This window comes from Enterobacter sp. R-25, from assembly GCF_049913205.1.
GTDB classification, from domain to species: Bacteria; Pseudomonadota; Gammaproteobacteria; order Enterobacterales; family Enterobacteriaceae; genus Enterobacter; species Enterobacter ludwigii.
The window spans coordinates 4,662,176-4,680,677 of the sequence record NZ_CP183982.1 but is presented as its reverse complement, the minus strand read 5'-3'; the positions used below and the strand labels follow the sequence as shown (position 1 = coordinate 4,680,677).

General features: G+C 56.7%; 17 protein-coding genes. 10 read left to right on the top strand and 7 right to left on the bottom strand.

What is annotated here, in order from left to right; translation table 11 throughout:
* Positions 1–30 precede the first annotated feature (30 nt).
* The gene (locus ACN9MQ_RS22370) at positions 31–2,154 is read left to right on the top strand and encodes an alpha-galactosidase (RefSeq protein WP_426021619.1); all 2,124 of its coding nucleotides are present in this window, start codon (positions 31–33) and stop codon (positions 2,152–2,154) included.
* 44 nt (positions 2,155–2,198) lie between these two features.
* Positions 2,199–3,464, top strand: coding sequence for an MFS transporter (locus ACN9MQ_RS22365; RefSeq protein ID WP_044857714.1), 1,266 nt, complete (start codon positions 2,199–2,201; stop codon positions 3,462–3,464).
* A gap of 37 nt (positions 3,465–3,501) precedes the next feature.
* Here the strand turns inward: ACN9MQ_RS22365 and rhaM are convergent, their stop codons facing one another.
* The 4 genes from rhaM to rhaB all read right to left on the bottom strand — a co-directional run bounded on the left by rhaM (position 3,502) and on the right by rhaB (position 7,509).
* Positions 3,502–3,816: an L-rhamnose mutarotase gene (gene rhaM / locus ACN9MQ_RS22360; protein ID WP_025202745.1), complete on the bottom strand. Its 315-nt coding sequence runs from the start codon at positions 3,814–3,816 to the stop codon at positions 3,502–3,504.
* Positions 3,817–3,843: 27 nt separating this feature from the next.
* Positions 3,844–4,674 (bottom strand): rhamnulose-1-phosphate aldolase, encoded by an 831-nt coding sequence (rhaD, locus tag ACN9MQ_RS22355; protein WP_014172220.1) that lies wholly within the window; start codon positions 4,672–4,674, stop codon positions 3,844–3,846.
* 109 nt (positions 4,675–4,783) lie between these two features.
* Positions 4,784–6,043 (bottom strand): L-rhamnose isomerase, encoded by a 1,260-nt coding sequence (gene rhaA, locus ACN9MQ_RS22350; protein WP_151712639.1) that lies wholly within the window; start codon positions 6,041–6,043, stop codon positions 4,784–4,786.
* Entirely contained in the window at positions 6,040–7,509 is a 1,470-nt protein-coding gene (gene rhaB / locus ACN9MQ_RS22345; RefSeq protein ID WP_020883964.1) for a rhamnulokinase, read from the bottom strand. Before rhaB ends, rhaA begins: the two co-directional genes overlap by 4 nt.
* 301 nt (positions 7,510–7,810) lie before the next feature.
* Here rhaB and rhaS point away from each other — a divergent pair, with 301 nt between their 5' ends.
* Positions 7,811–8,647, top strand: coding sequence for an HTH-type transcriptional activator RhaS (gene rhaS, locus ACN9MQ_RS22340; RefSeq protein ID WP_041162912.1), 837 nt, complete (start codon positions 7,811–7,813; stop codon positions 8,645–8,647).
* Positions 8,648–8,720: 73 nt separating this feature from the next.
* On the top strand, positions 8,721–9,569 hold the full coding sequence (rhaR, locus tag ACN9MQ_RS22335; protein ID WP_014172216.1) for an HTH-type transcriptional activator RhaR: 849 nt from the start codon (positions 8,721–8,723) through the stop codon (positions 9,567–9,569).
* Here the strand turns inward: rhaR and rhaT are convergent, their stop codons facing one another.
* A complete protein-coding gene (gene rhaT, locus ACN9MQ_RS22330) occupies positions 9,570–10,604 on the bottom strand; it encodes an L-rhamnose/proton symporter RhaT (protein ID WP_020883962.1) in 1,035 nt (344 codons plus the stop codon).
* A 289-nt stretch (positions 10,605–10,893) separates the two neighbouring features.
* Here rhaT and sodA point away from each other — a divergent pair, with 289 nt between their 5' ends.
* Positions 10,894–11,514 (top strand): superoxide dismutase [Mn], encoded by a 621-nt coding sequence (sodA, locus tag ACN9MQ_RS22325; protein WP_014833772.1) that lies wholly within the window; start codon positions 10,894–10,896, stop codon positions 11,512–11,514.
* 70 nt (positions 11,515–11,584) lie between these two features.
* Positions 11,585–12,259: a 6-hydroxyaminopurine reductase gene (gene yiiM, locus ACN9MQ_RS22320; RefSeq protein ID WP_032679245.1), complete on the top strand. Its 675-nt coding sequence runs from the start codon at positions 11,585–11,587 to the stop codon at positions 12,257–12,259.
* A gap of 54 nt (positions 12,260–12,313) precedes the next feature.
* Here yiiM and cpxA read toward each other — a convergent pair whose 3' ends face one another.
* Together cpxA and cpxR are read right to left on the bottom strand one after the other, a co-directional pair.
* The gene (gene cpxA, locus ACN9MQ_RS22315) at positions 12,314–13,687 is read right to left on the bottom strand and encodes an envelope stress sensor histidine kinase CpxA (protein ID WP_010436910.1); all 1,374 of its coding nucleotides are present in this window, start codon (positions 13,685–13,687) and stop codon (positions 12,314–12,316) included.
* Complete coding sequence (gene cpxR / locus ACN9MQ_RS22310) at positions 13,684–14,382, bottom strand: envelope stress response regulator transcription factor CpxR (protein WP_014172213.1); 699 nt, start codon at positions 14,380–14,382, stop codon at positions 13,684–13,686. The genes cpxA and cpxR overlap by 4 nt, the downstream gene beginning before the upstream one ends.
* Positions 14,383–14,532: 150 nt before the next feature.
* Here cpxR and cpxP point away from each other — a divergent pair, with 150 nt between their 5' ends.
* The 4 genes from cpxP (at position 14,533) to ACN9MQ_RS22290 (ending at position 18,420) form a co-directional block, all read left to right on the top strand.
* A complete protein-coding gene (cpxP, locus tag ACN9MQ_RS22305) occupies positions 14,533–15,039 on the top strand; it encodes a cell-envelope stress modulator CpxP (protein ID WP_020883960.1) in 507 nt (168 codons plus the stop codon).
* A 153-nt stretch (positions 15,040–15,192) separates the two neighbouring features.
* A complete protein-coding gene (gene fieF / locus ACN9MQ_RS22300) occupies positions 15,193–16,086 on the top strand; it encodes a CDF family cation-efflux transporter FieF (RefSeq protein ID WP_020883958.1) in 894 nt (297 codons plus the stop codon).
* Positions 16,087–16,259: 173 nt separating this feature from the next.
* Positions 16,260–17,222: a 6-phosphofructokinase gene (pfkA, locus tag ACN9MQ_RS22295; protein ID WP_014172210.1), complete on the top strand. Its 963-nt coding sequence runs from the start codon at positions 16,260–16,262 to the stop codon at positions 17,220–17,222.
* 208 nt (positions 17,223–17,430) lie between these two features.
* Positions 17,431–18,420 carry a sulfate ABC transporter substrate-binding protein gene (locus ACN9MQ_RS22290; RefSeq protein ID WP_032680073.1) on the top strand — a complete coding sequence of 330 codons (990 nt, stop codon included), beginning with the start codon at positions 17,431–17,433 and terminating at the stop codon, positions 18,418–18,420.
* Positions 18,421–18,502 lie beyond the last annotated feature (82 nt).

Below are 18,502 nucleotides of genomic sequence, written 5' to 3'. Positions count from 1 at the left end.
TCAGATCATCCCGATGACAGGAGAGGTCTGATGCACGATTCCATTTTTCGACTCGAAAGTAAGGCGGTTGACCTGGTGATCACCACGCACCCGTTCGCCGAAATTCTCTACTGGGGGCCGCACCTTCACCACTTTTCACCGCAAGATGTGGTAAGTCTGGCTCGTCCGGTGGCGAACGGCAGGCTCGACGTTGACGCCCCGGTGACGCTGATGGCGGAGCTGGGACACGGTCTGTTTGGTTCGCCCGGTATCGAAGGGCACCGCCAGGGGCTGGACGGGTCGCCTGTCTTTAAAACCACCCATGTGCAGCACCAGGGGCAAACCCTGACGTTAACGGCGGAAGATGAACATGCCGGGTTGCGTCTGACCAGCGAGCTGGCACTGGATGCAAGCGGGGTTCTGGTGGTGCGTCACGGTTTAACTAACCTGCGGGCGCAGGCGTGGCAGGTTGATCGTTTCGCCGTGACGCTACCGGTCGCCGAACGCGCGCAGGACGTGATGGCGTTCCACGGACGCTGGATCCGTGAGTTCCAGCCGCATCGCGTGAAGCTTGAACACGACAGCGTTGTGATTGAAAACCGCCGCGGCAGGACCTCTCACGAACACTTCCCGGCGCTGATCGCCGGTACGTCCTCATTTAACGAAATGCACGGCGACGTCTGGGGCGTGCATCTGGGCTGGAGCGGCAACCACCGCCTGCGTGCGGAAGTCAAAACCGACGGACGCCGCTATCTGCAGGCCGAAGCCCTCTACCTGCCGGGAGAAATGGCGATTGAAGAGGGGGAAACGCTCTGGACACCACGCCTGTATGCGAGCTACTCCGCACGGGGTCTGAACGGCATGAGCCAGTCGTTCCACCGGTATCTGCGCGAGAACGTTATCCGCTTCCCTGAAAACAAACCGCGCCCGTTACATCTCAATACCTGGGAGGGGATCTACTTCAGCCATGACCCGGCGTACATCATGCGCATGGCCGATGAGGCTGCGGCGCTGGGCGTGGAGCGTTTTATCATCGACGACGGCTGGTTCAAAGGCCGTAACGATGACCACGCGGCGCTGGGTGACTGGTACCTGGACGAGAAAAAATACCCGGACGGGCTGACGCCGGTGATTAACCATGTGAAAAAGCGCGGCATGGAATTTGGTATCTGGATTGAGCCGGAGATGATTAACCCGGACTCGGATCTGTATCGTGCCCATCCCGACTGGGTGCTGGCGCTGCCGGGCTACACCCAGGCAACGGGCCGTCATCAACTGGTGCTCAACCTGAATATTCCGCAGGCTTTTGATTATCTGGTCGAGCGCATGAGCTGGCTGCTGGGCGAACATGCCATCGACTACGTTAAGTGGGATATGAACCGCGAACTGGTACAGCCCGGGCACCACGGCAAAGCCGCCGCGGATGCGCAGACGCGGCAGTTTTATCGTCTGTTAGACGTGCTGGGTGAGCGTTTCCCGCACATCGAATTTGAGTCCTGCTCCTCGGGTGGCGGGCGAATCGATTATGAAGTCCTGACCCGCAGTCACCGCTTCTGGGCCTCTGACAACAACGACGCGCTGGAGCGCAATACCATCCAGCGTGGCATGAGCTACTTCTTCCCGCCGGAAGTGATGGGCGCGCATATCGGTCATCATAAATGTCACGCCACCTTCCGCCAGCACAGCATTGCTTTCCGCGGCCTGACGGCACTGTTTGGCCACATGGGACTGGAGCTTGATCCGCTCACCGTCGATGCTCAGGAGCGTGAAGGCTATCGCCATTACGCCGCGCTGCACAAGCAGTGGCGGGAAGTCATCCATCACGGTACCCAGTGGCGCGTGGATATGCCGGATGCCAGCACGCTGGCGCAGGGTATAGTGAGCGAAGACAAAACGCAGGGGTTGTTTATGGTCAGCCAACTGGCCATGCCGGATTACACGCTCATGATGCCGCTGCGCATGCCGGGGCTCGACGCGCAGGCGCAGTACCGCATCACGCTGCTCGACCACCCCAACATTCGGCTCACCGGTGAGGGCGGGCACACCATGCGCAAGCTACCGGCGTGGATGGAAACGTCCCAGACGGCCAGCGGTGAGTGGCTGATGCAGGCGGGGATCGCACTGCCGATTCTGGACCCGGAAACCGCCATTCTGATTGGCGTTGAACGCGTGTAAGGGTGATGGGCCGGGAGACTGGCCCTCCGTTGAGGATAAAAATAATGAACACAACAACCTGTACCCACAAAGACAACCCTAACTTCTGGATCTTCGGGCTGTTCTTCTTTCTCTACTTCTTCATTATGGCCACCTGCTTTCCGTTTCTGCCGATCTGGCTGTCGGATGTCATTGGCCTGAACAAAACCCATACCGGGATCGTATTCTCCTGTATCTCGCTTTCGGCCATCGCCTTCCAGCCCGTGCTTGGGGTCATTTCGGATAAGCTGGGGCTGAAAAAACACCTGCTGTGGATTATCACGGTGCTGCTGTTTCTGTTCGCGCCGTTCTTCCTGTATGTCTTTGCGCCACTGCTGAAAACCAGTATCTGGCTGGGGGCGCTGAGCGGCGGTCTGTACATCGGTTTTGTCTTCTCCGCAGGTTCAGGCGCGATTGAGGCCTACATCGAACGCGTGAGCCGTAACAGCGTGTTTGAATACGGCAAGGCGCGCATGTTCGGCTGTCTCGGCTGGGGGCTGTGCGCTTCAACGGGCGGTATTCTGTTTGGCATCGACCCGTCGTATGTCTTCTGGATGGGGTCAGCGGCTGCGCTGCTGCTGATGTTGTTGCTGGTGGTTGCGAAACCGAAGCCAAACCAGACTGCGCAGGTGATGAATGCGCTGGGGGCCAACCAGCCGCAGATCACCGCCAGGACGGTCTTTAACCTGTTCCGTCAGCGCAGAATGTGGATGTTCATTCTGTACGTCATCGGTGTGGCCTGCGTGTATGACGTTTTTGACCAGCAGTTTGCCACCTTCTTTAAAACCTTCTTCGCAACGCCGCAGGAGGGAACGCGAGCCTTTGGTTTTGCCACCACGGCGGGGGAAATTTGCAACGCGATCATCATGTTCTGCTCGCCGTGGATCATCAACCGTATCGGCGCGAAGAATACGCTGCTGATTGCCGGGCTGATTATGGCGACGCGCATTATCGGCTCGTCGTTCGCCACCACCGCGGTGGAGGTCATTGCCCTGAAGATGCTGCACGCGCTGGAGGTTCCGTTCCTGCTGGTGGGGGCGTTCAAATACATCACTGGCGTGTTCGATACCCGTCTGTCGGCCACTATCTATCTGATTGGCTTCCAGTTTGCCAAACAGTCGGCGGCGATTTTCCTCTCTGCTTTCGCCGGGAATATGTATGACCGGATCGGTTTCCAGGAGACCTACCTGATGCTGGGGTGTTTTGTACTGGCGATTACGGTGGTCTCGGCCTTTACGCTAAGCAGTAAGCAGGAGATTGCGGCGCGCCGCGCTGCGGTGGAGGCAAACTAACGCAGGACGCTGCCGCGGATGCGGCAGCGTTAACGCTTTAGGGCAGGTAAAACACCGCTTTCAGTTCGGCACTCACCGGGCTGTTGTCGGGGTTCGAGGGCATTACCTCACCCATGTATTTCCACCAGCGCTGACAAACGTCGGTCTTTGCCACCGCGTTCCAGCGCGCTTCCGATTCAATCTCAACGCTCGCAAACAGCAGGTTACGCGTCTCATCGAGATAGATAGCGTAATGGTGCGCACCATGGTCTTTTAATACCGCCTCCAGCTCTGGCCAGATGGGGTTATGGCGACGCGCGTACTCGTCGTGCGCGTCAGGGTTCACCTGCATCACAAATGCTTTGCGGATCATCATGCCTCCAGCCGCTTTCGCGGGCCGCTATGGGTACAAATCCAGTGCCGACTGCATCGGCGTGACGCCAAAGCGTTTACCGAGTGCAATCAGCTCTTCCCGGGTGATGGTCTGCTTCATGCCGCCCATCGACAGGACCTTCACCAGCACCTCGGCGGACTTCTCGGCGGTATCAATCAGACCAAACGTTTCGTCGAGCGTCGGCCCGCTGCCGAATACCCCGTGGAACGGCCACAGCACCAGGGAGTGGGACTGCATTTCGATGGCGGTGGCCTGGCCGATTTCGTCGGTACCCGGCACCATCCACGGCAGAATGCCGACCCCGTCGGGGAAAACCACCAGACATTCGGTGCTGCCTTCCCACAGCTTCCGCGTGAGGTAGTCGCTACTGTTTTCCAGCACGTAGGTCAGGGCGATCAGGTTAGTGGCGTGACAGTGCATGATCACCCTGTCTTTGCCGTGGGTTGCCTTGATACGCTCACAGTGAGAGAGGAAGTGCGCCGGGAGTTCAGACGTGGGTACTGCATCGTCCGTCAGCCCCCAGAGGATGTGATAGCCTGCGCCGTCGCTGTCCACTCTCACCACCCCGAGGTTGGCCTGCGGGTCGAGCTGCACGTTACGGAAGAATTTACCGGAACCGGTGACGATAAACGGCGTACTGGCGAGCTGCGGCATTGGCTGGCTCAGGGCGATATAGCGCGGCTTCTGATGGAACTCGGCGGCGAACGGTTCAATGTCGGCATCATCCAGGCGCAGCGTCAGGTTACCGCCGTTACGCTCGTCCCAGCCTTTCAGCCAGGCGTCGGAGGTGGCTTTAATCATGCCCTGGACGAACCAGGCGTTAGTGATGGTCTGCATAGTGTTTCATTTCCCGTGATCGCGGTGAGCGTTTCCCTCACCCCGGCCCTCTCCCACAGGGAGAGGGGGTAAAAGTGGCCTCTTCCACAGGAAGAGGGTGAGGGCATATTTATCCGCGCTGACTCAGCACGTCTTTCTCATACATCCGCACGTTATCCAGCCACTGACTGCCCGCTGGGGTGTCGTTACGCTGGCAGTACATCTCCCACACCGCCTGCCATGGCAGGGTTTTCTGCTCTTCCAGCAGCACCAGGCGCGCGGTGTAATCGCCGTTCTCTTCCAGCTGTTTCAGGGCGCTGGTGGGCTCCAGCAGCGCACGCAGCAGGGCTTTTTTCATGTTGCGGGTGCCAATCACCCAGGCCGCGATGCGGTTGATGGAGGCATCAAAGAAGTCGAGGCCAATGTGCACGCGGTCAAACAGATCGTGGCGAATGATTTCGCTGGCGATGGCCTGGGTTTCGTCATCCAGCAGCACCACGTGATCGCTGTCCCAGCGTACGGGACGGCTCACGTGCAGCAGCAGGCGGGGTACGTAGAGCATGGCGGCGGAGATTTTGTCGGAGATCACCTCCGTCGGGTGGAAGTGGCCGGCATCCAGGCACAGTGCGGTCTGGCGGCTGGTGGCGTACCCCATGTAAAACTCGTTCGAGCCAACGGTGTAGCTTTCCGCACCAATACCGAACAGCTTGCTCTCTACGGCGTCGATGTGGTGCGCCGGGTTCAGTTTTTCGCTGATGGCTTCATCCAACGCCGCCAGCAGGCGCTGACGCGGGGCCAGACGGTCAACGGTGATGTCTTTCATGCCGTCCGGGATCCAGATGTTCATCACCGACGGCGTGCCGAGCTGCTCGCCAAAGTACGCGGAGACGCGGCGGCTGGCTTTTACGTGGTCAATCCAGAACTGGCGGATGTCGTCGTTCGCGTGGGCAAGGGTAAAACCGTCGGCGCTCAGCGGGTGTGAGAAGCAGGATGGGTTGAAATCCAGGCCCAGCTGGTTGGCTTTCGCCCACGCCACCCAGTTTTTAAAGTGCGTAGGTTTGATCTCGTTACGCGCGACCGGCGTGTCAGATTCCAGATAGATAGCATGCAGGTTCAGCCGCTTAGGCCCCGGGATCAGGCTCAGCGCCAGCTCCAGGTCGGCGCGCAGCTCGGTGGCGTTACGCGCTTTGCCCGGATAGTTGCCGGTGGCCTGAATGCCCCCCGTCAGCGAGCCGCCCGGGTTCTCGAAACCGGCAACGTCGTCGCCCTGCCAGCAGTGCATGGAGACCGGCAGACGATCGAGCTGGCGCAGCGCCTCATCGACATCCACGCCGACGGCGGCGTAACGCTGTTTAGCCAGGTCCCAGGCTTGTTCAAGTTGAGTGGTCATGCGCAAAGCTCCTTAGTCAGTCGGTTTTGCTGAAACTGCGCCCGATAGCGGGCAATTTCATGGCAGGGATTGGGGATGAACGTGGTCAGCGTGGCGTTCGCCGACACCACCGTGCGGAAATCGTCCACGCTGGCGAGTTCGTCCAGGGTCATGAGCTGAATGCCAATATTGCCGAGCGTCGACGCTTCAATCGGGCCCGCCACCACGGTGATCCCGCAGGCATCGGCGCAGAGCTGGTTCAGAAGCTGGTTCTGGCAGCCGCCGCCGACAATATGCAGCTGAGTGAACGGCCGGCCACGAAGGTCGGCCAGCTCGCTCAGGATCTCGGCATACAGCAGGGCGAGGCTGTCGAAAATACAGCGTGCCAGTTCTGCCGGTTTCGATGGCACGGGCTGCCCGGCGTCGACGCAGGCGGCCTGGATTTCGGCGCTCATGTCCGCCGGGTTGATAAAGCGGTCATCATTGGGATTGATCAGGAAACTGCAGGCTTTCAGTCGTTCGGTGTCGGCAATAAGCGCGGGCAGGTCGGTAATGTTCTGCTCTTTTAGTACTCGCTGGAGCAGCCACAGACCCATGATGTTCTTCAGCACGCGGTAGCGCCCTTCGGCACCGCCTTCGTTGGTGATGTTCGCGGCCAGCGCGGCATCGCTGGTGTAGGGAGTTTTGCTCTCAAAGCCCATCAGCGACCAGGTCCCGGAAGAGAGGTAGGCCGCGTCGTTACCGGCAAGCGGTGACGCAATGACGGCGCTGGCGGTATCGTGACTCGCAACCGCCACCACCGGGATCGCATTACCCTGCGGGCACATCCATTGACCGATCACATTGCCAGGATGCGTCGGCGTACCGAACCAGGAGGGGGAAGCCCCGGTCCAGGCCAGCAGGTGTTCATCCCAGTTATCGGAGTTGATGTTCACCAGTTGCGTGGTGGTGGCGTTGGTGTATTCCCAGTTCATGTTGCCGGTCAGGCGGTAGCTGAAGTAGTCCGGGATCAGCAGTGCATGCGCCACGCGGGGAACCAGCGCCGGCTGCTGTTCGACCAGCGCGCGCAGTTGATAGAGCGTATTGAATGGCAGGAACTGAATGCCGCTGCGGCCATAAATATTCTCTTTGCCAAGCCCGGCAATCGCACGCGCCATCAGGCCGTCGGTGCGGCTGTCGCGATAGGCTATCGGCAAACCAACGCGTTCGCCGTTGCTGTCCAGCAGTACGTAATCGACGCCCCAGGTATCGATGCCGATACTGTCGATACGGATCCCCGCATCGCAGACCTTCTGCAGTCCGGTGCGGATCGCTGCCTCAAGGCTGTCGATATCCCACACCTCACAGCCGTCCTGCTTTTGCAGGCAGTTAACAAAGCGGTGCATCTCGCGAAGCGAAAGCGTCTGCCGCTTGCCGTCATAAGTGGCCAGCATTACACGGCCGCTGGATGCGCCTAGATCGACAGCCACGCAATGGCGAAAAGTCATGGTTGTGTCCTTCTTAAAGTCATTAGCAGTGAGTGTAAAAAAAGGAACCCATCACCACCTTCTCGCCAGTGACAGCGGTTTTCCGGGGCTGGCAAGAAAGCAAAGATGAACGTGAGGGAGTTCACAGTTTCCAGGCGTGACGGGGTTTGCAGGCAGTGTGACGCTTACCGCATTTCCTGATCTTTCAGCCTGTTTCTTGAAAAACGGACAGTTTTTGCGAGGTTTACGGTCAAAAATTTAAGGTGAGGGGGCGGGGCCTTAATTACTATTTTGAGAACATTTCTCATTGGTGGGGGCCGTTATGACCGTACTGCACAGCGTGGATTTTTTTCCTTCGGGTGGGTCGTCTGTCGCGATTGAACCGCGACTCCCTCAGGTGGCGTTTCCTGAGCATCATCATGATTTTCACGAAATTGTGATTGTTGAACACGGAACGGGGATCCATGTGTTTAACGGCCAGCCGTATACCATCAGTGGTGGGACGGTCTGCTTTGTGCGCGATCATGACCGGCACTTATATGAACATACCGACAACCTGTGCCTGACTAACGTGCTCTACCGTTCGCCCGATGCGTTCCAGTTCCTGTCCGGGCTGAACCATCTCCTGCCGCAGGAGAAGGACGGCATCTATCCTTCGCACTGGCGGGTGAATCAGTCCACGCTGCAGCAGGTGCGTCAGCTGGTGAGCCAGATGGAACAGCGCGACGAGGGACAGGAGACCCACGTCATCGCCACGCGTGAGCTGTTGTTTATGCAGCTGCTGGTGCTGCTGCGCCGCAGTAGCATGGTGGCCGGGCTGGAGAATAACGATGCGCGTTTGACTCAACTGATGGCCTGGCTGGAGGACCATTTCGCCGAGGATGTCTGCTGGGAAACGCTGGCGGATGATTTTTCGCTGTCGCTTCGGACCTTGCATCGTCAGCTGAAGCAGCAAACCGGGCTGACGCCCCAGCGCTATCTGAACCGTCTGCGCCTGATTAAAGCGCGCCATCTGCTGCGTCATACCGATGAGAGCGTCACGGATATCGCCTATCGTTGCGGTTTCGGCGACAGTAACCACTTTTCGACCCTGTTTCGCCGGGAATTCAGCTGGTCACCGCGCGATATTCGCCAGGGAAAGGACGCGTCACTGCAGTAACGCGAGGGTTGTCACCGTTTCCCGTGGGCAAAAACGCTAATAATGTCAGGTTATTTGCTGTCGAGGTGGTGTCGTGGTTGCTCAGCTAATGCTTCGCAAAGTGGATTTTTTTGCCTCCGCCGGCCAGGCCGTCGCGGTGGCGGATCGCTATCCGCAAAACGTCTTTGCCGAGCACACCCATGAGTTCTGCGAGCTGGTGCTGGTGTGGCGGGGCAATGGCTTGCATATCCTCAACGACCGGCCCTACCGCATTACGCGTGGGGATCTGTTTTACATCCGTGCTGAAGACAAACACGCCTACGCTTCGGTCAACGACCTGGTCCTGCAGAACGTGATTTACTGCCCCGACAGGCTGAAACTCAACGTCGACTGGGCGGCTTACATTCCGGGTTTTAATGATACGAAGTGCGCGGCGCACTGGCGACTGAGCAGTAACGGCATGACGCAGGTGCGACAGGTGATTTCTCAGCTGGAGCAGGAGAGCCAGAAAAGCGATCCTGAGGCTCACCAGATGGCAGAACTGCTTTTCGCCCAGCTGGTCATGACGTTGACGCGCCATCGCTACGCCATTGATAACCCGTCGGCTACCGCGCAGGAAGCCCTGCTCGATAAGCTCATCACCACCCTGGCGGGCAGCCTTAACAAAAGCTTTGTGCTGGAGAAATTCTGCGAGCAGGCGCAGTGCAGCGAGCGCGCGTTGCGCCAGCAATTCCGCACCCAGACCGGGATGACGGTGAACCATTATCTGCGCCAGCTGCGCATCTGCCATGCCCAGTACCTGCTTCAGCATACGGAACTGATGGTCAGCGATGTGGCGATGCGTTGCGGCTTTGAGGACAGTAACTATTTTTCGGTGGTCTTTAACCGCGAGGTGGGGATGACGCCGGTTCAGTGGCGTCATCGCAGTCGTAACGCGGCGTAATCAGTTCGCCATGCCGAGGCCCACAATGTTGGCCGCAATAATGATCACCACGCACCCCAGACTCAGCACGCCCACCGGGCGACGCCCGGCATTGTTCCACTCTTTCAGAAGCAGACCCACCAGCCCACCGCACAGCACGTAGAAGCTCATGTGCAGCATCCAGCTCATATAGTCATACTGCGCCGGAATACTGGCGTGACCCCACGCGTAGAAGAAGAACTGGAGATACCACATCAGCCCGCCGAGCGCCGAGAGCAGCACGTTCCCGATAATCATCTGTTTAGCCAGCGAGAAGTCGGCTTTCAGTGACAAGGTCTTCACGTTTGCCAGACGGAAAAAACAGAAACCGAGGTTAACCACCGCTCCGCCACCCATGATCACCACGTAGCTTGGCAGTGCCACGTACAGCGGGTCGACGCCCAGTGCGGCAGCAGCTTCATGCATCGGTTTGGCGGCGTTCATCGCGAATGACATGCCTGCGGAGAAGATCCCGCACATCACCGCCAGCAGCAGGCCTTTCTTCAGGTTGAACTCTTCGGCTCTGATGCCCATTTTGCGCTCTTTCAGCTGCCCTGCGCGGGTGACAATGCCCACGCCAATGACGGCCACCAGCACGCCCAGCAGCGTCATCTGGCCGCCTTTGGTGTTGATCAGCACGTCGACGTTACCGTTGAGGATCGGCGTCATCAGAGTGCCAACAATCAGCGTAATACCAATCGCGATGCCAATGCCCATCGACATGCCGAGGTAGCGCATGGTGAGGCCATAGTTAATGTTACCGACGCCCCACATGGCGCCAAAGAGAAAGACCGGCAGCAGGGTGGAGGCGTTAAAGGAGGAGAAGTAGCCCCAGAAATCCGGGAGCAGCATGGCGCTGATGGTCCAGGGAAGAATTATCCACGAGACCACACCGCCGACGGACCACATGGTTTCCCATGACCACTGTTTGACCTGTTTAAACGGGGCATAGAAACAGGCTGCACTGGCCGCGCCTATCAGATGCCAGAAAATACCCATCGTAATCGCATGATTCATGTTTACATCCTCATCGTTTTTATATGCCGGTGGCTTCCCACCGACTCGATGAGTGTAAAAATTAAGCAGTCGGGTAACCTTCGGAAGGTTGCCGCACTTTGGTTTTGAATGGCAATCAACGCGTTAACCGGGTGAGCAGACTCACAATTTCAGCAATAACCGAAAACCGAATAACCTTATAAAAACTACGGCATTGATAATCATTTTCAATATCATTTAATTAACTATAATGAACCAACTGCTTACGCGGCATTAACAGCTGTGCCGCCCGACAATAATGGAGAGGATTATGAGTTATACACTGCCATCCCTGCCGTATGCCTACGACGCACTGGAACCGCATTTCGACAAGCAGACGATGGAAATCCATCACACTAAACACCACCAGACCTATGTGAACAACGCGAACGCCGCGCTGGAAAGCCTGCCAGAGTTCGCTAGCCTGCCTGTTGAAGAGCTGATCACCAAACTGGACCAGCTGCCAGCTGACAAGAAAACCGTTCTGCGTAACAACGCAGGTGGTCACGCTAACCACAGCCTGTTCTGGAAAGGCCTGAAAACCGGTACCACCCTGCAGGGCGACCTGAAAGCGGCTATCGAGCGCGATTTCGGTTCTGTAGACAACTTCAAAGCGGAATTCGAAAAAGCCGCTGCGACCCGTTTCGGCTCTGGCTGGGCGTGGCTGGTTCTGAAAGGTGACAAACTGGCGGTTGTTTCAACAGCTAACCAGGACTCCCCGCTGATGGGTGAAGCAATCTCTGGCGCATCCGGTTTCCCTATCCTGGGTCTGGACGTGTGGGAACACGCTTACTACCTGAAATTCCAGAACCGTCGCCCGGACTACATCAAAGCCTTCTGGGACGTGGTGAACTGGGACGAAGCAGCAGCGCGTTTCGCCGCGAAAAAATAAGGTTGCATTGACGCCTGTGAGAAGCGAGTCTGATGACTCGCTTTTTTTGTATCTGCAGAAAGGAGCAGCGATGCATTTTCCGGTGAATGTCTTTACAGGCAAGGTAAGGGAGTACGACGGCAGCCGCCCGAGCGCCATCGCCAAAATTCAGGTCGACGGCGAGTTGACGTTAACCGACCTCGGGCTGGTGGGCGATGAGCAGGCCGAAAAGAAAATCCATGGCGGGCCTGACCGCGCGCTGTGCCACTATCCGCGGGAACACTATCAGCACTGGATAACCGAGTTTCCCGAACAGGCGGATATGTTTGTCGCGCCCGCGTTTGGTGAGAATCTCTCAACGGAAGGGCTGACCGAGAAAAACGTCTTTATCGGCGATATCTACCGCTGGGGCGATGCCCTGATTCAGGTGACGCAGCCGCGCTCGCCGTGCTTCAAACTAAACTATCATTTCGGCATCAGCGACATGTCTGCCCGGCTGCAGAGCGCGGGTAAAACGGGCTGGTTATATCGGGTGGTGTTGGCAGGTCAGGTATCGGCAGATGCGCCGCTGGTGCTGGCATCGCGCCTGAGTGATGTCTCGGTATATGACGCCTGCGCGATTGCCTGGCATATGCCGTTTGATGACGACCAGTACCATCGGCTTTTGTCCGCTGCGGGGCTGTCCACGAGCTGGACCCGAACGATGCAGAAACGCCGTTTAAGTAGCAAGATCGAAGATAATTCGCGGAGATTGTGGGGGAAATAGTTTCCCCGCAGGAGAGGCAAGCCGGGTCAGCGATACCGCCGCCCGGCTAAACGGCTACGAACGTTTATACAACGGCAGCCACAGCGTTAACCGCAACCCACCCAGCGGGCTGTCGTCGGCCTTCACCCAGCCGCGATGCTGCTGCATGGCGGTTTCCACAATCGCCAGACCCAGCCCCGTGCCGCCAGATTCACGGTCACGCGCCTCGTCGGTACGGTAGAACGGACGGAAAATCTGTTCGCGGTCTTCCGGGCTTACCCCAGGACCATCGTCATCAACGATGATGGTGATCCCGTCTTTATCCACCGAGAAGGCTACTTCAATCTTCGTGTGCGAATAGCGCAGGGCGTTACGCACGATGTTCTCCAGCGCGCTTTCCAGCGTGTTGGGGTTACCGTACAGCGGCCATGGCCCCGGCGGGAAGTTGACGGTAAAAGATTTTCCCATCTGCTCCGCTTCGAACGCCGCGTTATCCAGCACTTCATGCCACAGGTGGTTGGCTTTCACCGTTTCGCTCACCAGCGCGTTTTTCTGCTGATTGCGCGACATGACCAGCAGGTCGTTAATCATGCTGTCCAGACGATGCGCTTCCGTTTCAATACGTTCCAGCTCTTTGCTCTCACCGCTGCGGCGACGCAGCAGCGCGGTACCGAGCTGTAAGCGCGTGAGCGGCGTGCGCAGCTCGTGCGAGATATCCGACAGCAGGCGTTGCTGTGCCGTCATCATGCGGTCGAGGGCGCTCACCATCTGGTTAAAACTGGTCCCGGCGGCAAGGAACTCCTGTGGACCGGCTTCCAGTTCAGGGTGTTGTCGCAGGTTACCCTGCGCCACTTCGTCCGCCGCGTTTTTCAGCTTACGCGCCGGTTTCGCCAGACTCCACGCCAGCCACAGCAGCAGCGGTGAGCTAACCAGCATGGTGACAATCAGCAGCAGCAGCGGACGGTCAAACAGCAGGTTGATGAAATCGGACTGGGAGTTGCTCGCCGGGCGGATCAGGTAAAGCTGGTAATTATCCTCGCCATCTCTGACGGAGAAGGGGCCCACCATCTCAACCCGACCGTATTTTTTCTTCTGAGGATGGTCGGCGTTATCCGCCTGACCAATGAAGTTACGGATGATCTGCATTTCATTGCGATCGGCGCCAATCACGCGCCCTTCGCTGGTCACCAGCAACAGGCGCTGGCCTGGCGGTGCCCATTTGTCGATAGCGCGAAACAGCCTGCGCCACCACATTAAATCGTTCGGCGGGTCGTTTGCCAGCTCGGCTTCCACGTGCTGCTCGATCATCACGCCCTGACGTTGCTCGCTGTCGAGAAGCTCCGTCATCTGGCGTGAGTCGAGTTTTGGCAACATCAAAACGAGCATTAAAACCAGTGCCAGCGTCAGCCAGAAAATGGCGAAGATGCGGGCTGTTAAGCTTCCTATCATGAAGCGGAAACCATCAGATAACCGCGACCACGCAGGGTTTTAAACCACGGGTGCCCGTCCTTGCGTTCCGGCAGCTTGCGGCGCAGGTTCGAGATATGCATATCGATGGCGCGATCAAACGGGGTGAGGCGTTTGCCGAGCACTTCCTGGCTCAAATGTTCACGCGATACCACCTGGCCGAGGTGCTGGGCCAGCAGATACAGCAGGGTGAACTCGGTGCCAGTCAGTTCCAGCGTTTCACCGTCAAAACTCGCTTCCTGACGGCCCGGATTCAGGCTCAGGGAGTCGACTTCCAGCGTCGGTGAACTGTTGTCGCTGTTCTGCTGCTGTTCGCTCCAGTGAGAACGACGCAGGATAGCGCGAATACGGGCAACCAGTTCACGGTCGTTAAACGGCTTTGGTAAATAGTCATCCGCGCCCAGCTCAAGGCCAAGTACACGGTCAAGTTCGCTGCCGCGAGCGGTCAGCATAATTACGGGCGTCTGGTGTGTCTGGCGAAGCTCTTTCAACGTATCAATGCCGTTTTTCTTCGGCATCATAACGTCGAGCAAAAGTAAATCGATGCTGTCGTCAAGGAGACTCAGCGCCTGCTCGCCATCATGGGCAACCAAAACGTTGAAACCTTCCATGTCGAGCAACTCCTTTAAAAGGGATGTGAGCTCTCGGTCATCATCAACTAACAGGATTTTATTCATTGTTTAAATACCTCCGAGGCAGAAATTACGACATCAAGGCTATCTAATCCATGACTTTACGTTGTTTTACACCCCCTGACGCATGTTTGCAGCCTGAATCGTAGACTGTCTCTCGTTGAATCGCGACACGAAAGATTTTGGGAGCAAGTGATGCGCAAAGTTACCGCTGCCGTCATGGCCTCAACGCTGGCGTTCAGTACATTAAGCCAGGCCGCTGTAGCTATCCCCGGCGATAACGGGCCCTCAACGGAGGGGGCAACGCAGCACAGCAGCCAAAGCCATATGTTTGATGGCATAAGTTTAACCGAACATCAGCGTCAACAGATGCGAGATCTGATGCAGAGGGCACGACACGACCAGCCCCCTGTTAATGTTAGCGAAATGGAGACAATGCACCGCCTTGTCACCGCAGAAAAATTTGACGAAAGCGCTGTACGCGCTCAGGCCGAAAAAATGGCACAGGAGCAGGTTGCCCGCCAGGTAGAGATGGCGAAGGTCCGCAACCAGATGTTCCACCTGCTAACGCCCGAGCAGCAAGCGGTTTTGAACACAAGACATCAGCAGCGAATGGACCAGTTGCGTGAGGTTGCACGGATGCAGCGAAGCTCAGAAACAACGTTTTTCAGTAGCAATAGCAGTACCCGTAGTAACCAGTAAACCCTGTTTTCCTTGCCATAGACACCATCCCTGTCTTCCCCCACATGATGTGGGGGTTTTTTTTGCCCTTCATTCTGCTTTGTTAACCGTTTATTCATCCTTTGACTCCCCATGCTTCCGTTATACTAGCGGCATGACATGACAGGAGCGTTTATGAATCAATCCTATGGAAGACTGGTAAGTCGGGCAGCGATTGCAGCGACCATCGTGGCTTCAAGCCTGTTAGTGATTAAAATTTTTGCGTGGTGGTATACCGGCTCAGTCAGTATTCTCGCGGCGCTGGTGGACTCGTTGATGGATATTGCCGCCTCGCTGACGAACCTGCTGGTTGTGCGCTACTCGCTGCAACCGGCAGATGAAGAACACACGTTTGGGCACGGGAAAGCCGAATCGCTGGCCGCGCTGGCGCAAAGCATGTTTATTTCCGGCTCCGCGCTGTTTCTGTTTTTAACCGGTATTCAGCATCTCGTCTCGCCGTCACCGATGAACGATCCCGGCGTGGGCGTGGTCGTGACGATTGTGGCACTTATATGCACACTTGTTCTGGTAACGTTCCAGCGCTGGGTTGTTCGCAAAACGCAAAGCCAGGCTGTACGGGCGGATATGCTTCATTATCAATCTGATGTTATGATGAATGGCGCTATTCTTATTGCGCTCGGTCTGGCCTGGTATGGCTGGCATCGGGCCGATGCGTTGTTTGCGTTAGGGATTGGCATCTATATTTTATATAGCGCCTTACGGATGGGGTATGAAGCGGTGCAATCGCTTCTGGACCGCGCCCTCCCGGACTCAGAACGTAATGAAATTTTTTCTATCGTGACCTCCTGGCCTGGTGTCAGAGGTGCACACGATCTTCGAACGCGGCAGTCAGGGCCGACCCGCTTTATTCAGATTCATATTGAAATGGAAGACAACCTGCCACTGGTTCAGGCTCACGTTATTGCTGAGCAGGTCGAGCAGGCGATTTTGCAGCGTTTTCCTGGTTCAGACGTCATTATTCACCAGGATCCCTGCTCGGTTGTACCCGGACATGTTGAGCTTTCGTAATTGGTTGTAAAAAAGTGAGCCAGGCCAGCATTTTGTGTATAAATTACCGCCATTTGGTCTGACCTGAATCAATTCAGCTGGAAGTGATTGATATACTATTTGCAGTATTCGTTGGTCGATAAATTCTTCCGGCAACAGATTTCAATTTTGCATTCCTAAGTTCAGAGGTAGTCATGATTAAGAAAATCGGTGTGTTGACAAGCGGCGGTGATGCGCCGGGCATGAACGCGGCAATTCGTGGGGTTGTCCGTTCAGCGCTGACGGAAGGCCTGGAAGTTTTTGGTATCTATGATGGTTATCTGGGCCTGTATGAAGATCGCATGGTTCAGCTCGACCGTTACAGCGTGTCCGACATGATCAACCGTGGCGGTACCTTCCTCGGTTCTGCGCGCTTCCCGGAATTCCGTGATGAACACGTCCGTGAAGTGGCTATTGAGAACATGAAAAAACGTGGCCTCGACGCACTGGTTGTTATTGGTGGTGACGGCTCGTACATGGGTGCAAAACGTCTGACAGAAATGGGCTTCCCGTGCATCGGGCTGCCGGGTACGATCGACAACGACATCAAAGGCACTGACTACACCATCGGTTATTTCACCGCACTGGGCACCGTTGTTGAAGCGATTGACCGCCTGCGCGACACCTCTTCTTCCCACCAGCGTATCTCCATCGTGGAAGTGATGGGCCGTTACTGTGGTGACCTGACGCTGGCTGCGGCCATCGCCGGCGGTTGTGAGTTCGTAGTGGTTCCGGAAGTGGAATTCAGCCGTGAAGATCTGGTGGCTGAAATCAAAGCGGGTATCGCAAAAGGCAAGAAACACGCCATCGTAGCCATCACCGAGCATATCTGTGACGTTGACGAGCTGGCGAAGTACATCGAAACCGAAACCAAACGTGAAACGCGCGCTACCGTTCTGGGCCACATCCAGCGTGGGGGTTCCCCGGGTCCATACGACCGCATCCTGGCATCACGTATGGGTGCATACGCCATTGAACTGCTGCTGCAGGGTCATGGCGGTCGTTGCGTGGGTATTCAGAACGAAAAACTGGTTCACCATGACATCATCGACGCCATTGAAAACATGAAGCGTCCGTTCAAGGGTGACTGGCTGGACTGCGCAAAAAAACTGTACTGAGCGGTGACTTTCCCCCGGTCGCGCTGAGTTAACCGGGTCCGAAGTCCACGCTCATAAAGACCGGGTAAGGCGATATCGCCGCCCGGTTTTTTTATGCCTGCTCGTTTTTATTCCTCTACGTTATAGCCAATCTTTTTTTATTCTTTAATCATTGGTTAGCTTTCTGGCACGCTGCAAGCATCAAAACACTACACAAGAGATCCGGGCGATGAATAAATGGGGCGTAGGGTTAACATTATTGCTGGCATCGACCAGCGTTCTGGCTAAGGACATCCAGTTACTGAACGTGTCATACGACCCGACGCGTGAGCTGTATGAGCAGTACAACAAAGCCTTCGCGGCACACTGGAAACAGGAAACCGGCGACAACGTGGTGGTGCGTCAGTCTCATGGTGGCTCCGGTAAGCAGGCGACTTCAGTCATCAACGGGATTGAAGCCGACGTGGTTACCCTGGCGCTGGCCTATGACGTCGACGCCATCGCCGAGCGTGGGCGTATCGATAAAAACTGGATCAAACGCCTGCCGGACAACTCAGCGCCTTACACCTCGACCATTGTTTTCCTGGTGCGTAAGGGCAACCCAAAACAAATTCATGACTGGAACGATCTGGTTAAGCCAGGCGTTTCCATTATCACCCCGAACCCGAAAAGCTCGGGTGGCGCACGCTGGAACTACCTGGCGGCCTGGGGCTACGCGCTGCATCACAACAACGGTGACCAGGCGAAAGCCCAGGCGTTCGTGAAAGCGCTGTATAAAAACGTTGAAGTGCTGGACTCGGGCGCACGTGGTGCCACGAACACCTTCGTTGAGCGTGGGATTGGCGACGTGCTGATCGCATGGGAAAACGAAGCCCTGCTCGCCACCCACGAACTGGGTAAAGACAAGTTCGAGATCGTTACGCCAGGCGAATCTATCCTCGCCGAACCTACCGTTTCTGTGGTTGATAAAGTGGTTGAGAAGAAAGAGACCAAAGCGGTGGCGGAAGCGTACCTGAAGTATCTCTACTCGCCAGAAGGCCAGGAAATTGCGGCGAAAAACTACTATCGTCCACGCGATCCGGCGGTGGCGAAGAAATATGAAAGCGTCTTCCCGAAACTGAAGCTTTTCACCATTGATGAAGAGTTCGGCGGCTGGGCGAAAGCGCAGAAAGAGCACTTCTCTAACGGCGGAACTTTCGACCAGATCAGCAAGCGCTAAACGTTAGCAGGACAGACACGGTGACCCGGCGCGAGAAATCCGCCGGGTTTTTTATTTGGTCATCATTTTGCGTTACTCTTTC